This window comes from Pantoea sp. FN0302 (assembly GCF_050113775.1).
Classification (GTDB): Bacteria; Pseudomonadota; Gammaproteobacteria; order Enterobacterales; family Enterobacteriaceae; genus Mixta; species Mixta alhagi.
On sequence record NZ_JBNJSM010000001.1, the window covers coordinates 1,332,736 to 1,351,573 of the forward strand.

Genomic DNA, 18,838 nt, shown 5'->3' on the forward strand with positions numbered 1-18,838 from the left:
GTACTCCCCTATTTTTCCCAGCTAAAACGACGCGCCAGCAGCATGAGTCCCTGCTCCAGCAGCAGACCCACCACGCCGATAATAAAAATGGCGATCAGAATGTTTTCTACGTTGAGGTTGTTCCATTCGTTCCAGATCCAGAAGCCGATGCCCAGGCCGCCAGTCAGCATTTCTGCCGCGACGATCACCAGCCAGGCGATGCCAATTGAGAGGCGCACCCCGGTCAGTACCGCAGGCAGCACCGCCGGAAACAGGATTTTGCGCAGGATGGTCCATTCAGAGAGCTTCAGTACCCGCGCCACGTTGAGATAATCCTGTGGGATACGCTGCACGCCTTCGGCGGTATTGATGATCATCGGCCAGATGGAGCAGATAAAAATGGTCCAGCTGGAGGCGGGTTCGGCGCGTTGAAACAGCAGCAGACCAATCGGCAGCCAGGCCAGCGGGCTGACCGGGCGCAGTAGCGCAATCAGCGGATTAAACATCTGCGCCAGAAAGCGAAAGCGCCCAATCAGAAAACCTGCCGGGATCCCCACCAGCGCCGCCAGCCCAAAGCCCACCGCAACACGCGTCAGAGAGGCGATAATGTTCCAGCCGATCCCCTGATCGTTAGGGCCGCCGTTATAAAAAGGGTGGGCAAACAGCGTTAGCGCCGCCTGCCCGGTAGCCAGCGGCGTGGGAAAGCCGTTGCTGTTCAGCGCCGCAATCTGCCAGATGCCGAGCAGCAGCAGCAGGCCGCAGCACAACGGGATCAGCCGCTTCAGCAGCGCGTTAAGCGACCAGCGACGCCGCCGGGGACGCGGCAATGCGGGCGGCAAGACGATCACTTCCGCTACCGCAGGCGCGGTTTCTGCGCGCGGTACGATCTGAGCTTTGTTCTTCATGCGGGTTCTCCTCGGCGTTTAATGGCGAAATCATTGGCCCAGGCGGCAGGATTGCTGCCATCCCAAACGTTGCCGTCGATCAGCGTGCTGCGGCGCATCTCACTCTGCGGCACCGAAATATTGCCCACCGCGCTGGCAGCCTGACGATAAATGTCGGTGCGGTTGATGGCGCGCGCTACCGCCTGGTAATCGGGCTGCTGCTTCAGCAGGCCCCAGCGCTGTAGCTGGGTTAAAAACCACATGCCATCCGACAGCCAGGGGAAACTCACTTCGCCGTCGCGGAAAAATTGCATGCCGTGCGCGTCCTGCCAGCGACGGCCCAGACCATCCTGATACTCGCCCAGCATTCTTCCGGTAATGCTCTCCGCCCGGGTATTGAGACAGGCGCGCCCGGCTATCGCCCGTGCGGTTTCCCGCCGGTTATCCTCTGAGGCATCGATCCAGCGGGCAGCCTCCAGCACCGCAGCGGTCAGGGCACGGGCGGTGTTGGGGTTGTCCTGTACCCACTGCGCGCGCGTGGCGAGGATTTTTTCCGGATGATCCGGCCAGACCTGCTGGCTGGTGACGGCGGTATAGCCAACCTGCTCGCTGATGGCGCGCTGGTTCCACGGCTCGCCCACACAGAAGCCGCTCATGTTGCCGATTTTCATATTCATCACCATCTGTGGCGGCGGCACCACCAGCAGACGCAGATCGCGGAAGGGGTCGATACCCACGCTGGCCAGCCAGTAGTAAAGCCACATGGCATGGGTGCCGGTGGGAAAGGTATGCGCGAAGCGATAAGTGCCCGGTTCGCTGGCGGCTACCCGCTTTTGCAGGCTGTTGCCGTCGTGGACGCCCTGTTGCCTGAGCTGGCTGGAGAGCGTGATCGCCTGGCCGTTGTTGTTCAGCGTCATTAAATTCGCCATCGCCTGTTGCTTACCGGCAATACCGAGATGCAATCCATAGATCATGCTGTACAACGCGTGTGCGGCATCCAGTTCGCCGGAGGCGAGTTTGTCGCGCACCGCCGCCCAGCTCGCCTCTTTCGACGGCTGCAGGTTGATGCCATGCTTTTTATCGAACCCTTTCAGGGCCGCCATAATCACCGGGGCGCAGTCGGTAAGCGGGATAAAGCCCACGCGCACCAGCGGCTTTTCCGGCGCGTCAGAACCTGCAGCCCAGACCGCGCGGCCTAATCCCGGCACCAGGACACTGCCCGCCGCCAGCGCGCTGCCAACGAGAAAACAGCGACGTGACGACATAAAACGCGCGTTGCTCATTTTGTGCTTCCTGATAAAAGAGATAAAAAAAGGCGTCCATCGCAGGGAGTGAAAGCCTGCGAGCGGACGCCTTTATCCAAAGCACTCGTTTCACCGCCGTTGGCGAAACAAATGCATCCATTGTGTTAGGTTACTGCAAGCGACGTGCCAGCTTTTAAATGCGCTCCGCAGGCGGCTTTAGGAGGGTGAGCGCCAGGCGGCGCACTCTGGTGTGACATGTTACGCACGCTGATTGTGCAGCTACCTGGTATGAGGTAGCGAGAACACGGCAGCAACCTCTGTCAACGCCCGCGCAATTTCACCGACCCGCTTATTTTGATCCATGGCCATTTTGCGCAGCGTATGCCATGCCTGTTGCTCATCGCACTGGTAATGCTGCATCAACAGCGCTTTGGCCCGGTCGATCTGCTTACGCTCCGTCAGCGTGGCGTGCATCGCCGCCAGCTCATCGTCTTGCGCCTGCAGGCGCTGAGCCTGATTCTCTATCAGCGTCAGCAGCGAACGTCCCAGCTGCGGCGCAATCCCCGCTGCGTCCAGCATGCCGCCCTCCTCCAGCCAGGGGGTGTTGGTGACATACAGGCTGTAGCCTGACGGCTGCCGACATGCTTCCCACAGCGGCGCGGCATTTGCCGTTTCCAGCTGGGCAATGCCATCACGACAGGTGCGCATGACCTGCTGCCGGAGCAGCTGTTCTGTCTGCTTCATGCCATCCAGCCGCTCACTGAGCAGCTGAAACCAGCGCTGCGCATCAGCACCGCGCGTGCTCATCCCGCTACAGGCAATGCGCCGCAGCTTTTCTGTCTCCTGTCCCGCTTCAGCGATGGCGTGCCAGGCTTGCAGACTCTGCTCGTCGGCAAACTGGCAAAAGGTGCTGAAGCTGCGATCCTGACTCTCCAGCAGCGTCACCAGCTGCTGACGATCCGCTTTACTGAACGCGCCGGCGGCAAAGCCCGCCGCGCCGATTGCCCGCTCCTGCCCGGCCAGCTCTTTGCCCTGCATAAAGCTGAACAGCGCCAGCAACGCTCGTGACATGCTGTGGCTGGCGTTATCCGCCGCCTCGAATATCAAATGCAGCAGATGCCGTATCAGTTCGCTGTACTGCTCTATTGCAGCGTTATAGGGCAGCTGATGGCGCAGCACCTCTTCACGTAGCGCCGTCAGCCCGCTTAACGCCTGTAGCGTCAGTGCCACGCGCCCATAAAAACCGCTGGCGGCGGCCCGCTTTTCCGGCTCCGGCAACTGCGTCAGCATGCCGCTCAGCGCCTTATCAACTTCATCTTGCCGCCTGATCAGCTGCGGCAACGTTAAATCGCTGTCGCGGCAGAGCCAGAGCATGGAGATGCCGCGTTCGCGTTGGAGGGCGTGAATTAAAGCGCTAATCGCATCGAGTAGCGCCTCGCTATTTAACAATTCCTGTAACGCTAACCGCTCGCTTTCCCGTGACGCTGACCAGTAACGCCAGGCATAATCGGTGGTGTTTTGCATTATCAACCGCCCCGTTAACCTTATCCCGCTCAGGATCAAGCAAAGTACGTGCCGCTTATCGCATCAGGGAAGCGATAGGTTTTGCTTATATTTCACGCATCAGTCTCAAGTTGTTGAGGCTGATAACCGATACCGTAAGAACTGATCTCGGTTTCATGAGGCTCCACCATGCTTTCTTCAATTCGTGCCCGTATTGTTGCTATTACTACCGCCTGCGTGGTGGTAGCGTTGATAATCAACGCCACGCTGAACTATCTGGTAACGGAAAAATATAATCAGCAGGCCATTACCAGCACGCTGGAAGCGGTAGCCGACAGCCATAATGCCGCGATTGCCGAATGGGTTAACAGCAAGTCCACCATGATCGCCTCGCTGCAGCCGGTGGCGCTGGAGGCCGATCCGGTCCCGGCGTTCCGCCAGGTGGCGGCTGCGGGCGGCTTTACTAACGTTTATGCCGGCTACGCCAGCAAAATAGCGAAATTTTCCGATGCGACCGGCATTCCCCCTGACTTTGATCCAACGGGGCGTCCGTGGTATTTGCAGGCGCAGGCAGCCGGAAAACCGATCGTGACGCCGCCCTATGTCGATGTCACCAGCGGTAAGCTGGTGGTGGCTTTCGCCATTCCGGTAACAGAGAACGGTACGCTGCAGGCGGTGCTCTCCGGCGATGTGGCCATGGATAGCGTTGTCGCAAACGTTGGCTCTATTCACCCTACGCCCGCCAGCAGCGGCCTGCTGATCGATAAAAACGGCATGATTGTGACCACCAGCGATGCGGATATGGCGCTGAAACCGGTGAAAAATCTGCTGCCCGACCTTGACGTACCCGCCCTGCTGCGCAGCGACACGCCGGTGGCAGCACAGCTGAGCGGCGTGGACAAGCTGCTGCTGGCGAAACCGGTTAGCGGCACCGACTGGTATCTGGTGGTTGCGCTGGATCGTGCGGAAGCGTACGCCGGTATGCATTCGCTGCTTTCTGCCTCCGCGGTTTCGCTGATCCTACTGGTGCTGGTCACCGCACTGGTAATCGGTCTGCTGATTGGCGCGCTGATGCGTCGCCTGCTGTCGATTCGTGATGCGATGCATGCGATCAGCTCTGGCGATAACGACCTGACCCAGCGCCTGCCGGTCAACGGCAATGATGAAGTCTCGCAAATCGCCAGCGCCTTTAACGCCTTTACCGATAAGCTGGCTACGGTGATGACGCAGTTGCGCGACGCCAGCGCCTCAGTGCAGGTTGCCGCCAATGAGATCGCCAGCGGCAACGCCGATCTCTCCGGGCGTACCGAGCAGGCAGCGAATAACCTGCGCGAAACGGTCAGCGCGATGGATGCGATTAGCCAGTCGGTAACCGAATCAACCCAGTCGGCAATGCAGGCGAATCAGCAGGCGGCCTCCGCTTCTGAAGCCGCGCGACGTGGCGGCGAAGTGGTCTCCAGCGTGATCGCCACCATGGAAACCATTGAACAGGCATCGGGTAAAATTGGCGATATTATCAGCGTGATCGACGGCATCGCCTTCCAGACCAATATTCTGGCGCTTAACGCTGCGGTCGAGGCCGCGCGCGCCGGTGAACAAGGACGTGGTTTTGCCGTGGTCGCCGGTGAAGTGCGTAATCTGGCGCAGCGCAGCGCGCAAGCGGCGAAAGAGATTAAAACCCTGATCGACAGCACCACGCAGAGCGTGGCGACCGGCTCACACTATGTCCGCATGGCGGGCGAAAGCATGGATGATATCGTCAGCAATGTGGCCAGCGTTTCTGAAATCATGGAAGGTATTACGCTGGCCAGTGAAACGCAGCTGCACGGCATTCAGGGCGTACATCTGGCTATTGGCAAACTGGATGAAATGGTGCAACAGAATGCCGAACTGGTGGTGCAATCTACCGCCGCTGCCGGCGCGCTGAAGTTTCAGGCTAACGAGCTGGCCGATACTGCAGGCCACTTCCGTCTGTAAATTCTGAAAGAGTTCGCCTGGCAGTGCGTGCGCGCTGTCGGGCGATATCCCTTTCCCTCTGCCCTTTCTTTTTTCGCGCGTTGCATTAAGCCTGCGCCGCGCCTGCTTTGCTGTCTATACTTGCCAGATAATGTTCTGACGCTGCCGTCGGGCGATGCCGCTAAGGTGACGCACGGCGCGCAAGTAACATGAGAAACAGACTCGCGCAATGGTTTGAAATCTCAAAAGTGTCAGGTAGACTGAGCCTGGTTTTATCTTTCTGTAAATCTGAGCAATTTTTCCAGCCAGCCGCGTCAAATTTCGGCAAGCATCAGGTTTGCCCGTCGCGTCTCTGCGCTACACGCTCTGGCTTTTGTCCAGATAATCTGATGAGATCGTGAGGATCAAAGTGAAAATTCGTTTCGCGCTGACATTACTCGCTGTTATGACCGTTGCTGGCTGTAAACCACCTGCACCGCCCGTCAATGACGACACGCTGGTTAGCAGCACCGTCAACGGCATGACGCTGGTCCATCGTCATGCGGTCAGTGCGCCCGGCGAGTTTACGCCGATTGATGAAAGCTATCGCGCGCTGTACAACGCTTCGGTGATGACCACGCCCGACTACGGCGGCAAAGTGGTGCGCTATCTGGAAAACGGCAAGCCTTTCCAGGTGCTGGGCAAGGTGGAAAATAACTGGCTGGCCATCGCCGAGCCTGATGATACGCAGCTTATCGGCTATGTGCCGATGAAAGCGGGCGTGCCCAGCGATCGTTATGAGCAGACGCTGCGCAACGATCGTCCGCGTCCACGCCGCGCCACTAAGCAAGTCTGTGTGGATGTCGGCGGCGCCAGTAAAGCCTGTCGCAAAGCCAATACCGCTACCTGGATCCTTGATTAAACTACGCCTGCCGGCGCATAACCCGGCAGGAACTCCCGGTTACTGCTGAAAATGGGATATTTTCGGTCTGGAATAATGTGATTCAATGACGCCTGTAGATGCTGCCCGTGAAGCACACAACACGAGCACGGATAATATATTACTGGCAGCGGCCTCCCCGCTGTTGAATACCATTGTGCATATTCGTATGGCTGCCACGCATGACGATCCGGCCGGGCTGCGCCTGCAACTGGTGGAAGAAGTGCGTCAGTTTGAAAACCGCTGCAAGCTGGCCGGGTTGCCGTTTGAAACCATTATCGGCGCCCGCTACTGTCTTTGCAGCACGCTGGACGAAGCGGCAGCACAGACGCCCTGGGGCATTCGTGGCGTCTGGTCGGGCAACGGCCTGCTGGTGACCTTCCATAACGAAAGCTGGGGCGGCGAGAAGTTTTTTCAGCTGCTCTCCCGCCTGTCGCAAAATCCGGCCCAGCATCTGGCGCTGCTGGAAGTGATCCACTATTGTCTGCTGCTGGGCTATGAAGGCCGCTATCGCGGCATCGAAAATGGCCGTCAACAGCGCGATACTCTGCGCACTCGCCTTGGACAACTGATTGCCGAAACCCGGCAGGATCAGAATACCCCCACCAGCGTGACGGTTGAGGCCAGGCCGCTCTCCAGCCAGTTCTGGCGACCGCCGGTGCCGATCTGGAGCTGTTTGCTGATTACCGCCTTAATTGCCGGGCTGATTTATAGCGGCCTTAACTGGCGGCTGGGCAGCCAGGCTGAACCGGTGCTGCGCGCTATCTATCAGGCACCGTTGCCTGAAGTGACGCTGTCACGCGGCGCGGCGACGCCGCAGTCGCTACTTAATTTACGCCAGCGCTTAAGCGATGTGCTGGCCGCAGGTCAGTTGGAAGTCAGTGATGGTGCTTTTGGCAGTAAAATTATTCTTTCCTCCGATAAACTTTTCGAACCGGGTGCCACCGCGCTGAATAGCTCAGGGCGCGCGTTGCTGATGCGTGTCGCCGACGCGGTACAGGATATCAAAGGCACTCTGCTGGTTTCCGCCTATACCGATAACCGCGTGCCGCGCACTAATCGTTTTCCGTCGAGCTATGAATTTTCTCTGGCACGGGCGAAAACCATCGCCGCCCTGCTGAATCAGCAACTCACCGCCGGACATCAGATCAAGGCGGAGGGACGCGGCGATAGCGATCCGCTCCTGCCGAACGACAGTGAAGAAAATCGCGCCCGTAATCGACGTATCGAAATTACGCTGTTCGCCGCGCCGGTGAACCCTGCGCAAAAGGAGAAGCCGTAATGAAGAAAGCATGGCCCCCGTTGCTTGCCAGTCGTCTGGCCTGGGGCTTTATCGGCATTAGCGCCTTTGCCTGCCTGATCTGGATTGTTGGCCCGCTGTTGGTCATTAACGATGCGCGCCCGCTGGAGCCGGTGTTTAATCGCCAGCTGGTGATTGGGCTCGCCTATTTTTTCTGGATCCTGATGCAGCTGATCCCCCGACTGTATAACGCCTGGTTCAATAATCGTCTACTGACGAACCTGCAGCAGCAGGCGATGCTTGACCCGGCAGAGCAACAGGCAACGGAAAGCATGCTGACCGAGCGCTTTAACGAAGCCATTACTCTGCTGAAAAAAACGCAGTTTGGCCGTAAGCGTCATGGCAGCCGCTGGCAGCGCTACAGCGCGCCGTGGCTCTATCAGCTGCCGTGGTACATGATTGTCGGCGCGCCTGGCGCCGGTAAAACCACCGCCTTGCTGAACTCTGGTCTGGAGTTCCCATTAACTGATAGCCTTGGCAAAAGCGCCGTGCGCGGCATCGGCGGCACGCGCCACTGCGACTGGTGGTTTACCGATCGCGCCGTCCTGCTGGATACCGCAGGACGTTATACCCTGCAGGAGAGCCAGCGCGCCCGCGACGCCAGCGAATGGCAAACGTTTATCGCCCTGCTGAAACGCTTTCGGGCGCGTCAGCCGATCAACGGCGTAATCATGACGATAAGCGTCGCCGATCTGCTCAGCGATGCTGCCGAAGCGCGTTATGCCCAGGCCACCGCCCTGCGGCAACGCATGCATGAACTGCATCAGCAGACCGGCATTGCGTTTCCGGTCTATATCATGGTGACAAAAACCGATCTGCTGAAAGGCTTTATGGGCTATTTCGCCACGCTGGATAAGCAGCAGCGCGACCGCATCTGGGGCTTTACCTTCCCCTGGGAGGCGCACCGCGACGGCAGCACGCCGCTTAGTGGCCATTTCGAGCAGCAGTTTACCCTGTTGCAGCAGCAGCTACAGCGCGACGTGGCGCACCGCATGGAACAGCAGAACGAGCTGATGCAGCGCGCCGATTGCTTCCTGTTCCCGCAGGAGTTCGCCTCGCTGCGTCCGCTTCTGGCAGAGTACCTGGATATTGTCTTTTCGCCGGTCGGCGGCGCGGTTGCCTGGTCGCCGCGCGGCCTGTTCTTTACCAGCGGCACGCAGGAAGGCCTGCCGTTCGATCGCATTATGGGGCAGCTGACGCGTAAACTACAGTTGCCGCGCACCGGCGAACACTCTATTGCCGCCTGGGACAGCGTGAACCGTGCCGCGCCCATTCCCGGTAACAAAGGGCAAAGTTATTTTATCCGCCACTTGCTGAGCGACCTGATCTTTGAAGAAAGCGGGCTGGCCGGCAGCGATAGCCGCTGGGAAGACCGTAATCGCCTGCTGCACTGGACCGCCTATGGCGCGATGGCCGCCGGGCTGTTGCTGGCCTGCGGGCTCTGGTTTACCAGCTATCTGCAAAACCAGCACTATCTTCAGCAGATTGCACAGCGCGTCCCGCCGTTGACACATCAGGGCGAGGAACTTGCCCGGCAAAACGCCGGCACCATTTTCGATCTGCTACCCTATTTGAATAGCCTGGTGAAGTTGCCGCAGGTAGAGCGTTTTTCCCTGGATAATCCGCCGCTCAGTATGCGGGCCGGACTCTATCGCGGCGATCAGGTTAGCGACGCCGCTGGGGTACTCTATCAGAACGCCCTGAAATCGTTGCTGCTGCCACGCGTGGCGCAGGAAATCACGCGCATTTTAGGCAGTGATAAAGGTAATGACAGCGAATTTAGCCGTAATGCCCTGCGCGCTTATCAGATGCTTTATCAGCCGCGCAATTATGACGGCGAATTCCTGCGCGGCTGGTTGATGCAGAACTTACAGCGTACCCTGCCGGCGAACGTCACCACGCACGATCTTCAGCAGCTTGACTGGCATCTTAGCCAACTGCTGGATCGGCAGATACAGTCGTCGCCTTTCGCTCGCGACAACGCATTAATTATGCGCAAGCTGGCAGCCAGTCTGGCGGACTCAACGCCGGACGGCAGGCAGTTTGTGATCGCGTCCGCAGAAACAACGCAGCGAGCGGGCAATCGGCATCAGTGAGGAAACGGTTATGGCGGAGAAATTAGCTCCGGGCTGGTATGGCAAGCTACCGGTTACCGGCGATTTCCTGCAGCGTCGGCTGTCGGATAGCCTGGTCACCGGCTGGTCCAACTGGTTTCAGCAGGGTATCACCCAGTGGCACCAGCAAAAGGTGACGGCGGAAGCCTTTCAGCGTGCACCGGTGTGGAACTTTATTATTCCAGTCACGCCCGGTTTCCAGCGCATCCAGATGGGCTGCCTGCTGCCCTCACGCGATCGCGTAGGCCGCAGCTGGCCGCTGGTGGCGGTAAAAACCTTTACCCCTGAACAGTGGCATCCGGCGCAGTTGATTATCGCCGGCGACTGGTATCGTCAACTGGGCGGCTGTTTACTGCAGGCGGTACGCGAATCGCAGCCGGTCGATACGCTGGAGCAAAACCTGCTGGCGCTGCCCCCGCTGCCAGTGCCAGAAAAACAACGCTCCGCTATTATGGACGTGATCGGTTATCAGGATCTGCCCTGCACCTTAAGCTGGCGCGAAGTCGCCGATCGCTTTAACCCACAACATTTTATCAGCTACTGGTGGAGTAACCGCTGTGACGGGTTCCCTCACGCCACGCACAAGCACAGCGGCATTTTAAACGCGCAGCTTTTTTCCCTGCTGTTTAACCCGGCCGCAGGTGCGCAGCCGGGACGTAACGGTCTTTATCCACCGATGTTTGAGTAGTGCCTTTTGTCCCGACTTTTGATGCAGGAATCATCATGCGATTTACCATTGTGCAACAGACAGGCGTGCCCTATCAGACGGTCGACTTTTTACCCCCCGGCGGGACCATTGGCCGCAGTCAGGACAATGATTTAGTCCTGCCGGATGAAGCGCGTGCCATTTCCCGCCTGCAGGCGGTGGTTCATGTTTCAGCGCAGGGTGAATGTCGATTAACCAATCACGGCAGCGTCACCAGCGTGGTGTTAAATGGACGCCCGCTGGATCGCGACAGTCAGGTTCTGCTGCAGCACGGCGATACCCTGACCATCGGCGAGTATCAAATTGATGTGCGCGATCCGCGCCATGATATCGTCAGCGAGAATCTGGCCAGCAGCTTTGATCCGCTCTCGCTGTTTCAGCAAAACGCACAGAGCTCCGATCCGCTGGGGATGGCGCACTATGATTATTCTCCGCTGGTGACCTCCACGCTGGAGCCCGTTGCCGCGAGCGACAGCGCTTCCAGCCGGACAAACGCGCACAGCGGCGCACGGCTGGATATCGACCCGCTGCCGCGCGACCGCAGCGAACAGGCAGAAGGCGCTGAAGGCATGCAGCCATGCAGCGATGGTCGGCTGATTCAGGCGCTGCTGGATGGGATGGGGCTGGATAATCATGGCAAGGATGCATTGACTGAAGAGCAGATGCGGATGACGGGCCGCATGCTAAGCCTGTTTTCTCAGGGTACTGTCGCTCTGCTCTCTTCGCGCTCGATTCTTAAGCGCGGGGTTAAGGCTGAAATGACCATGATTCTGAATGAAGCCAACAATCCCTTTAAAATTTTACCGTCGGGCAAAACGGTGCTGATGCAGATGTACCAGAGCCAGATGCCAGGCTTTATGCAGCCGGAACAGGCGGTTCGCGATGCGCTGGTGGATTTACAGGCGCATCAGCTCGGTATGATCGCCGGGATCCGGGCGATTATCGCCGCCATGCTGCAGTCATTTAATCCGCAGCGGCTGGAAGAGAATGCGCGTCAGGATGGACAACTGCCAAAAATGCCTTTTACCGCGCATCGTAAAGCGGCGCTGTGGGACTATTTTATGCGCAGCTACCAGCGCACCGCCGGCGAGCTGGAGGATGATTTTCACTCCCTGTTTGGCGAAGCCTTTTTGCACGCCTATGACATGGAAGTGAATCAGTACAAAGACTCTCAGACGCGAACGGAGAACGAATGAATATCGCCTTTGCCATTACCTCGCAACAGGGCGAGCGCACGAACAATCAGGATCGGGTAGGCCATCTGCTGACTGAACAAAACGCCTGCTTTGCGGTGTGCGATGGCGTGGCCGGTCTGCCCGGCGGCGAACAGGCGGCGCGCATCGCCTGCGATACGCTACTGGATACGCTGAGTTCGCTTCCGGCATTCACCGTTCAGGCGAGCTATCAGGCAATTGAAAAAAGCGATCGCGCTATCCGCGAAGCACAGCAGATAAATCCGAAATTACAGCGCATGAGCACTACCCTCGCCGCGCTGTTTATTGACCGGACTCAACAGCTGGCATGGTGGGCGCACGCTGGGGATAGCCGCATTTATCATTTCCGCCGTGGCTACCTGAAACAGGTGACGCACGACCACAGTCTGGCGCAGCGAATGAAGGATGCAGGTTATGAAAATACCGGCATTAACAGTAATTTACTTTATAATGCGCTCGGGGCAGAAGCGATGCGCGAGGTCAGCCACAGCGAGGTGATTACGCTGGAGGATGGCGATGCCTTTTTAGTGTGCAGCGATGGCTTTTGGCTTCATCTGGCCACCGCTGAAATGGAGCAGGCGCTGCGCATGGTAAACAGCTGCGAGGAGTGGTTAACGCTGATGCAGCAGGCCATCGACCGGGCCCGCAAAAACGATAACCTGAGCGCCATCGCCATTTGGGTCGGGTCGCCGCAGGAGACGACATTATTACAGTCGCTGGCTGATTCGGCACGCCTGTTGCCGCCTCGCGATTAATTTCAAGGAGCGTTATGAAATTGCTGACCAAGTGCCTGCGCCGGGTGTCCGGCCCGATGGTAAACACGCACACAACGTCGTTCCTGACAGATTGTTCTGCGTTAACTGTAACGCGGGGCGCATTACGCCTCTGCCACCATGCCCTGCGCGCCGGGGTGACTGGCCATAAAGCAGTTATTTGGCTGCATGGCGTTATGGCGCTTTTCGTGGCCTCCGCCGCCAACGCCGAGAATTATCGCGTGGTTTACTCCCCCAGCATGGCACTGGAGGTGTTTATTGATAATGTCGCCAGCAATGCGCCGCAGGACTGGTGTAAGGAAACGCTGCATCTGCGCATTGTTTCCGGCGAAAGCAAAGATTCCACGGTGTTAACCTCCTTTTTGCCCCGCGTCGGTACCCTGCTGGCTAATCAGTGTGGAAAATTGCAGGAGCTGCCGTGGGAGATGATGGATAGCCAGGGTGCGGCGCTGGCCAGCGGAACCGCAGTGAAAGCACAAAACTGGCGGCCCATCGTTACCGCTGATGCAACCGCGACGGCAAACGCCAATAATGCTGCTCCGCTCGATCTCTCTCGCCCCGCCAACACGGAGCCGCTACAGCACTTCGAACTGCCGGGCGGCTGCCATTTCCGCACCTGGTGGGACGATAACGGTCAGTCGATGTTTATTCCCGATAATCGCAACCTGAGCTGCTCGACCGAGGGCTGGCTGGAGGGCGCCAGCGAGCTAACGCTGGTGAACAACGGCAAAAGCGAGCCGGTCACAGTGAATTTCTGGCAGGGTTATCCGCTGATCGGTCTGAAGCCGGACAACGCCACGCTAAGCATGGTAAATATCAATAACCAGCGCATGGTGGTGACCAATACCAGCGCGGAAGATAGCTGGCTGATCCTGCCTTTTGATAATCATCTTCATGTGTGGCAGTTCAGCGGCACGCTGCTGATAAAAATGGATAAAAGCACGGCCCAGGACCTTACGGCGGTCCGGGCGCGGGTGAACGCGGTGCGCAAAACCTGGTCCGGTATGCTGCCCGCCAAACAAAAGATAAACGTTATGCTGGTGGATGCGCTGCATCCCGACCTCGCCGATCCGGCGATTGGCGCATACCGCACCTTAAATTAAACGCAGGCGCGTGCCTGCAGTAAACAGGCCGTAAACGCTCAGAGAGTGGTAACTATGTCGGCAAATGAAGAACAGAATATGGTGGCTGGCGCCCTCCCGGCGGGTCATCGATTCAATGAATTTGAAATCAAGGATGTGATTGGCGGCGGCGGTTTCGGCATTGTCTACCGCGCGTGGGATCATTTGCTGGAGCGCACCATCGCCATTAAAGAGTATATGCCGGCGTCGCTGGCGATACGCAATGACGATCTTTCGCTTGGCCTGCGCAGCGAGCGATTCGGCAAGCTGTACAACGCCGGGCTGAGCAGTTTTATTCAGGAGGCGCGTCTGCTGGCGCGCTTTAACCATCCCGGACTGCTGCATGTGCTGCGTTTCTGGGAAGAGAACGGCACCGCCTATATGGGCACGCTCTGGTATAGCGGCATGTCGTTAAAAGCGTGGCAACATCAGCATCCCGATACCATTAATGAAGAGTGGATACGTCAGCTGCTGCCTCCGCTGTTTGGCGCAATTGGCACCATTCATCAGGCGGGCTATCTGCATCGTGATATTGCGCTGGATAATATTCAAATCCAGGATAACCAGCTGCCGGTACTGCTTGATTTTGGCTCGGCGCGCAAAGAGATCGGTAACCTTTCTGACGAAACGGAGATCATGCTGAAGCCTGGCTTCGCGCCCATCGAGCAGTACAGCGAAGAGACCGATAGCGAACAGGGCCCCTGGACCGACATTTATGCGTTGGGCGCGGTGCTACATACGCTGATAACCGGCAGCCCGCCGCCAGCCAGCGTGGTGCGCTGTATCGAGGACCACTATCAGCCGCTGGCGCAGCGTCAGCCCGCAGGTTATTCCCTGTCGTTGCTGCATGCCGTGGATCGCGCTCTGATGATGAAGCCTTCCGATCGTCCGCAGTCCGTTGATGAGCTGGCGACGCTTATTTCCCTGCCGGTCAGCGATGTACAGCAGCTGGTCAGCGCCGTAAATGCGGTTCAGGAGAAAGAGCCGGAAGCAGCCACCACGCCGGAGCCGGTAGTACTGGCGGTCAATCATGGTGCCTCCAGCGCCGAGCCATTAACGCCGCGCACGCCGCGTCGTGTTTCGCTGCCGTTAATTTTGTTGAGCGGCGGCGCGTTGCTGGCGGTGATCGCTATCGCCGTTCTGGTGAACAGCGGCGGCAATAAGCAGACCAGCACCGCCCGTGAGAGCAACGCGACAACCGATGCGGCGCAACAGCAGCCGCAGGGCAGCGGGCCGACAATGGCCACGGTTTATCTCCGCTTGCGCAGTAATGAAACGGTCAGCCTGAACGGAGAAACGCTGGACGTGAAGCCGAGCAATAACGGCTATGCGGCGCTTAACCTGGCCGCAGGCCGTTATCTGATTGAAGTGCATCAGGAGGATAGCGTACACAGCCAGCAGCTGGAGATTAATCGCGCCGGCACCTGGCTCATTAATCCGGCGCGCAGCAAATAATCTGTCAGGCTAGCCCTGTAAGCTGTGATGCGAGACCTGAAGTTCGCGCACCTGCCTGGCAAGATCGGACAGCGCGGTATCTTCCATACCGCGCTGATGCAGCTCCTGCGCCAGGGAAAACAGATACTGTGCATTGGTGCCCAGCGGCCCGCTGGCATGTGCAATCAGCGGCGCGATAGTCTTTGAGCAGGTGTCCGCTTCATACAGGGGATGCCGCGGATCCATAATAAATACCAGCGCAGTGACGCGACGGCCATCTTTCAACGTCAGTTCGCGCCAGCTGGGTAAATAGCAGCCGGTCACCATTTCCCGCTTCCACAGCAGCTCCAGCTCTTCATGCAGGCGATCGTTGGGCAGCCGAAAAGCAAGCCCGCTGGTAATGCCGCCCTCTTTTAACGCCAGCATTCGTCCGGGCTGCTGTGCCGTTCCGCGTCCCACCGTTAGCCGCAGGCAAAAAGCGCGATGCCAGCCGTGCAGCGTCGCCGCCGCCACCTCTTCCGCTTCAAAAACCGGATTCCACATCAGGGAGCCGTAACCAAAGATCCATACCGGACTGTTATCAGGCCGACAGGCCAGCGTCGCTGCCAGCGATGCCGCGCGCTGTTCACAGGTCCATAACAGCGACTCCTCAATTTCGCCAAAAGCGGTTTTACAGTCTGCTTTTAATAAGAATTCGCGTGTTAACAACCTTACCTCCTTAGCCTTACCTTTCTTTCCTCTGTCGAACCGCTTTTATTTCGTTGCCGATAGCTTCGCTGTGGTTTCGTCAGGATTAAAAAGACCTTATTCATTTCCGCCAGCGCTTGCAAGCGTGAAGCCGATCACATAAGAGTACGATGTTATAAAAAGCATCGGCGGCTTAGCGCAAGTCTTGAGGGATTTAAGGGAAATTTTTTCAGCAGTTGATGCGACTCACGGCGGGAAGCAGAGTGCAGCCGATGCGGACCGGGCGCGCGGCGCGGCGTACCCGGCGCTTAGCCTACTTTTTGGGATGCCACTTATCGTCATCGCCCTTTTCATATTTATTTTTTACCGCTGCCCATGCCACCTTATGCGCGACTTCCTCCCGTGATTCATCGTCACGGCGTTCTTTTTTCTCCTTATATTCATCCCAGGCGCTGTTGAAAGCTGCCTGATAAATTTCCTGAGCATGGGCAGGCAGAACGTTTTTTACGTTGTCCGGCAGTGAAGCTGTGGTTTTATAAGGCATATTTCCTCCTGTATGAGTGAGTTTAAGTGTGGCCTGGCATTGTTTTTTGCGCAAACTGCACAGACCAGCGCTCGCGGATTTTTCCACAGCAGAACTGCCATAAATACCGATTTCATGGCTCTTTCCCGCTGAAAAGGTTTTATTTATTTTGCCTAACAATAATTTAACTAACTGATAAAGAAGTACTTTAAAGGGAAATCATTTAAAAACGCCCTTTATCATGCCATTTGTGAGAACAAGTAAAAGAAAGTAAAAAACAATGCGCATTTATTCAGAGTCATTACACTGTGGGCGCTGGTAAAAAACATAACAGCGTTTAATCTTTAGAGGCTCACCATTGGGTTTCTGTAACAAGGGATGCACCGTTAAGACAGGAGAATAATATTGCCTATGGGTACGCATGACAGCAAGAAAACCCGCCATACCGAATACTCACTCTTTTTTCCTCTGGCTGCGCTGGCCGTGTTGTGGCTGTACGGTAACGCAGATACGATGCCGCTGGTTGTTTCAATTAATCTGTTAGCGCTGGCAGGGATCCTCTGTAGCGCATTTAGCGTCGTGCGTCACGCGGATGTGCTGGCGCACCGGCTGGGGGAACCCTACGGCTCGCTGATCCTGAGCCTGTCAGTGGTGATTCTGGAGGTCAGCTTAATTTCTGCCCTAATGGCAACCGGCAACGCAGCGCCTGCGCTGATGCGCGATACGCTCTATTCGATCATTATGATTGTCACTGCCGGGCTGGTGGGTTTTGCACTGCTGCTGGGCGGACGTAAATTTGCCACGCAGTACGTTAACCTCGCCGGTGTGAAACAGTATCTGATTGCCATTTTCCCGCTGGCGATTCTGGTGCTGGTGTTTCCTAACGCCCTGCCGAACGGCAATTTCACCACCACTCAGGCACTGATTATTTCCGCCATTTCTGCCGCCATGTATGGCGTTTTCCTGCTGATCCAGACCAAAACGCATCAGAGCCTGTTTATTTATGAGCATGAGGATGAAGGCGATGATGACGATCCGCATCATGGCAAACCTTCCGCGCATAGCAGCCTGTGGCACGCTATCTGGCTGGTGATTCATCTTGTAGCGGTGATCACCGTAACCAAAATGAACGCCGGGCCGCTGGAACATTTGCTGACGGAGCTGGATGCGCCGAAACAGTTCACCGGTTTCCTGATCGCATTGTTGATTTTATCGCCGGAAGGTTTAGGCGCGATCAGAGCGGTGCTGGCAAATCAGGTGCAGCGCGCCATGAATCTCTTTTTTGGTTCGGTGCTGGCGACCATCTCACTCACGGTGCCTGCGGTAACGCTGATCGCCGCACTGACCGGACAAGAGCTAATTTTTGGCCTGGAGCCGCCGCATATGGTGATGATGGGCGCGGTGCTGATCCTGTGTAACATCTCGTTCTCTACCGGCCGTACCAATGTATTGAACGGCTGCGCGCATCTGGCGTTATTTATCGGCTATCTGATGACAATTATGCTGTAGTCCGGGCGCTCACCAGCGCGTAACAGCAGCAATAAAAAAGCAGCGGTTTGGCCGCTGCTTTTTTGATCCTGAACGCCTGGCAATTACTTGCTGGTGTCCAGCTCCGGGAAGCTTTTTACCAGGTCATCGATGGCTTTCATCTGCACCAGGAAAGGTTCCAGCTTGTCCAGCGGCAGCGCGGACGGACCGTCGCATTTCGCATTAGCCGGATCCGGATGCGCTTCGATAAACAGACCAGCGATGCCCACCGCCATGCCGGCGCGCGCCAGTTCTGCCACCTGCGCACGACGACCGCCGGACGCAGCGCCAAACGGATCGCGCGTTTGCAGCGCATGGGTTACATCGAAGATCACCGGGCTGTTGTTAGAGACGCGCTTCATGACATTGAAGCCCAGCATATCTACAACCAGGTTGTCATAACCAAAGTTGGCGCCGCGATCGCACAGGATAACCTTGTCGTTACCGCCTTCGGCAAACTTCTCGACGATATTACCCATCTGACCCGGGCTGACAAACTGCGGCTTCTTCACGTTGATTACCGCGCCGGTTTTAGCCATCGCTTCAACCAGATCGGTCTGACGCGCCAGGAATGCAGGCAGCTGAATCACATCTACCACATCTGCAACCGGCTGCGCCTGTGACGCTTCGTGCACGTCGGTAATGATTTTCACGCCGAACGTTTGCTTCAGCTCCTGGAAAATCTTCATTCCCTCTTCCAGGCCTGGGCCACGGTAAGAGTGAATGGATGAGCGGTTAGCTTTATCGAAAGAGGCTTTGAAAACGTAAGGGATGCCCAACTTATTGGTCACGGTCACGTAGTGTTCGCAGATGCGCATCGCCAGATCGCGCGACTCCAGTACGTTCATTCCACCAAAGAGTACAAACGGCAGATCGTTAGCGACCTGAATATCACCGATACTGACAACTTTTTCTTTCATGCCTTCGCCTTTTTTCATTGAATGGCTTACGCCG

The 18,838-nt window shown here is 57.3% G+C and carries 16 protein-coding genes; 10 read left to right on the top strand and 6 right to left on the bottom strand.

Annotated features, from left to right (window positions below; all coding sequences use genetic code 11):
- Positions 1–8: 8 nt before the first annotated feature.
- The 3 genes from ntrB to ACQE32_RS06120 form a co-directional block, all read right to left on the bottom strand.
- Positions 9–884, bottom strand: a complete 876-nt coding sequence (gene ntrB, locus ACQE32_RS06110) for a nitrate ABC transporter permease (protein ID WP_426972787.1) — start codon at positions 882–884, stop codon at positions 9–11.
- Positions 881–2,146, bottom strand: a complete 1,266-nt coding sequence (locus tag ACQE32_RS06115; protein WP_427021493.1) for a CmpA/NrtA family ABC transporter substrate-binding protein — start codon at positions 2,144–2,146, stop codon at positions 881–883. Before ACQE32_RS06115 ends, ntrB begins: the two co-directional genes overlap by 4 nt.
- A gap of 240 nt (positions 2,147–2,386) precedes the next feature.
- A complete protein-coding gene (locus tag ACQE32_RS06120; protein WP_427021494.1) occupies positions 2,387–3,631 on the bottom strand; it encodes a nitrate- and nitrite sensing domain-containing protein in 1,245 nt (414 codons plus the stop codon).
- Positions 3,632–3,799: 168 nt separating this feature from the next.
- On the opposite strand from ACQE32_RS06120, the gene ACQE32_RS06125 reads away from it, so the two are divergent.
- The 9 genes from ACQE32_RS06125 to ACQE32_RS06165 all read left to right on the top strand — a co-directional run bounded on the left by ACQE32_RS06125 (position 3,800) and on the right by ACQE32_RS06165 (position 15,168).
- Positions 3,800–5,587 carry a methyl-accepting chemotaxis protein gene (locus ACQE32_RS06125; protein WP_427021495.1) on the top strand — a complete coding sequence of 596 codons (1,788 nt, stop codon included), beginning with the start codon at positions 3,800–3,802 and terminating at the stop codon, positions 5,585–5,587.
- Between the two features lie 424 nt (positions 5,588–6,011).
- Entirely contained in the window at positions 6,012–6,467 is a 456-nt protein-coding gene (locus ACQE32_RS06130; protein ID WP_426973073.1) for an SH3 domain-containing protein, read from the top strand.
- Positions 6,468–6,552: 85 nt separating this feature from the next.
- Positions 6,553–7,767, top strand: coding sequence for a type IVB secretion system protein IcmH/DotU (gene icmH, locus ACQE32_RS06135; protein WP_426981587.1), 1,215 nt, complete (start codon positions 6,553–6,555; stop codon positions 7,765–7,767).
- Complete coding sequence (gene tssM, locus ACQE32_RS06140; RefSeq protein WP_427021496.1) at positions 7,767–9,881, top strand: type VI secretion system membrane subunit TssM; 2,115 nt, start codon at positions 7,767–7,769, stop codon at positions 9,879–9,881. The genes icmH and tssM overlap by 1 nt, the downstream gene beginning before the upstream one ends.
- A 10-nt stretch (positions 9,882–9,891) precedes the next feature.
- Positions 9,892–10,587, top strand: a complete 696-nt coding sequence (tagF, locus tag ACQE32_RS06145; RefSeq protein WP_426972793.1) for a type VI secretion system-associated protein TagF — start codon at positions 9,892–9,894, stop codon at positions 10,585–10,587.
- A 35-nt stretch (positions 10,588–10,622) separates the two neighbouring features.
- The gene (gene tagH / locus ACQE32_RS06150; protein ID WP_426981585.1) at positions 10,623–11,801 is read left to right on the top strand and encodes a type VI secretion system-associated FHA domain protein TagH; all 1,179 of its coding nucleotides are present in this window, start codon (positions 10,623–10,625) and stop codon (positions 11,799–11,801) included.
- Positions 11,798–12,574: a PP2C family protein-serine/threonine phosphatase gene (locus tag ACQE32_RS06155; protein WP_426972795.1), complete on the top strand. Its 777-nt coding sequence runs from the start codon at positions 11,798–11,800 to the stop codon at positions 12,572–12,574. Before tagH ends, ACQE32_RS06155 begins: the two co-directional genes overlap by 4 nt.
- Before the next feature lie 194 nt (positions 12,575–12,768).
- A complete protein-coding gene (locus ACQE32_RS06160) occupies positions 12,769–13,695 on the top strand; it encodes a hypothetical protein (RefSeq protein ID WP_426973075.1) in 927 nt (308 codons plus the stop codon).
- A gap of 54 nt (positions 13,696–13,749) precedes the next feature.
- Positions 13,750–15,168 carry a serine/threonine protein kinase gene (locus tag ACQE32_RS06165; RefSeq protein ID WP_427021497.1) on the top strand — a complete coding sequence of 473 codons (1,419 nt, stop codon included), beginning with the start codon at positions 13,750–13,752 and terminating at the stop codon, positions 15,166–15,168.
- A 9-nt stretch (positions 15,169–15,177) separates the two neighbouring features.
- On the opposite strand, the gene ACQE32_RS06170 is transcribed toward ACQE32_RS06165, so the two are convergent.
- Together ACQE32_RS06170 and chaB are read right to left on the bottom strand one after the other, a co-directional pair.
- Positions 15,178–15,855 (bottom strand): gamma-glutamylcyclotransferase, encoded by a 678-nt coding sequence (locus ACQE32_RS06170; protein ID WP_426972797.1) that lies wholly within the window; start codon positions 15,853–15,855, stop codon positions 15,178–15,180.
- 292 nt (positions 15,856–16,147) lie between these two features.
- Positions 16,148–16,378, bottom strand: a complete 231-nt coding sequence (gene chaB, locus ACQE32_RS06175; RefSeq protein WP_250652528.1) for a putative cation transport regulator ChaB — start codon at positions 16,376–16,378, stop codon at positions 16,148–16,150.
- A gap of 390 nt (positions 16,379–16,768) precedes the next feature.
- On the opposite strand from chaB, the gene chaA reads away from it, so the two are divergent.
- On the top strand, positions 16,769–17,866 hold the full coding sequence (chaA, locus tag ACQE32_RS06180; protein ID WP_426981671.1) for a sodium-potassium/proton antiporter ChaA: 1,098 nt from the start codon (positions 16,769–16,771) through the stop codon (positions 17,864–17,866).
- Positions 17,867–17,949: 83 nt separating this feature from the next.
- On the opposite strand, the gene kdsA is transcribed toward chaA, so the two are convergent.
- Positions 17,950–18,804, bottom strand: a complete 855-nt coding sequence (gene kdsA / locus ACQE32_RS06185; protein WP_085072369.1) for a 3-deoxy-8-phosphooctulonate synthase — start codon at positions 18,802–18,804, stop codon at positions 17,950–17,952.
- Between the last annotated feature and the right edge of the window lie 34 nt (positions 18,805–18,838).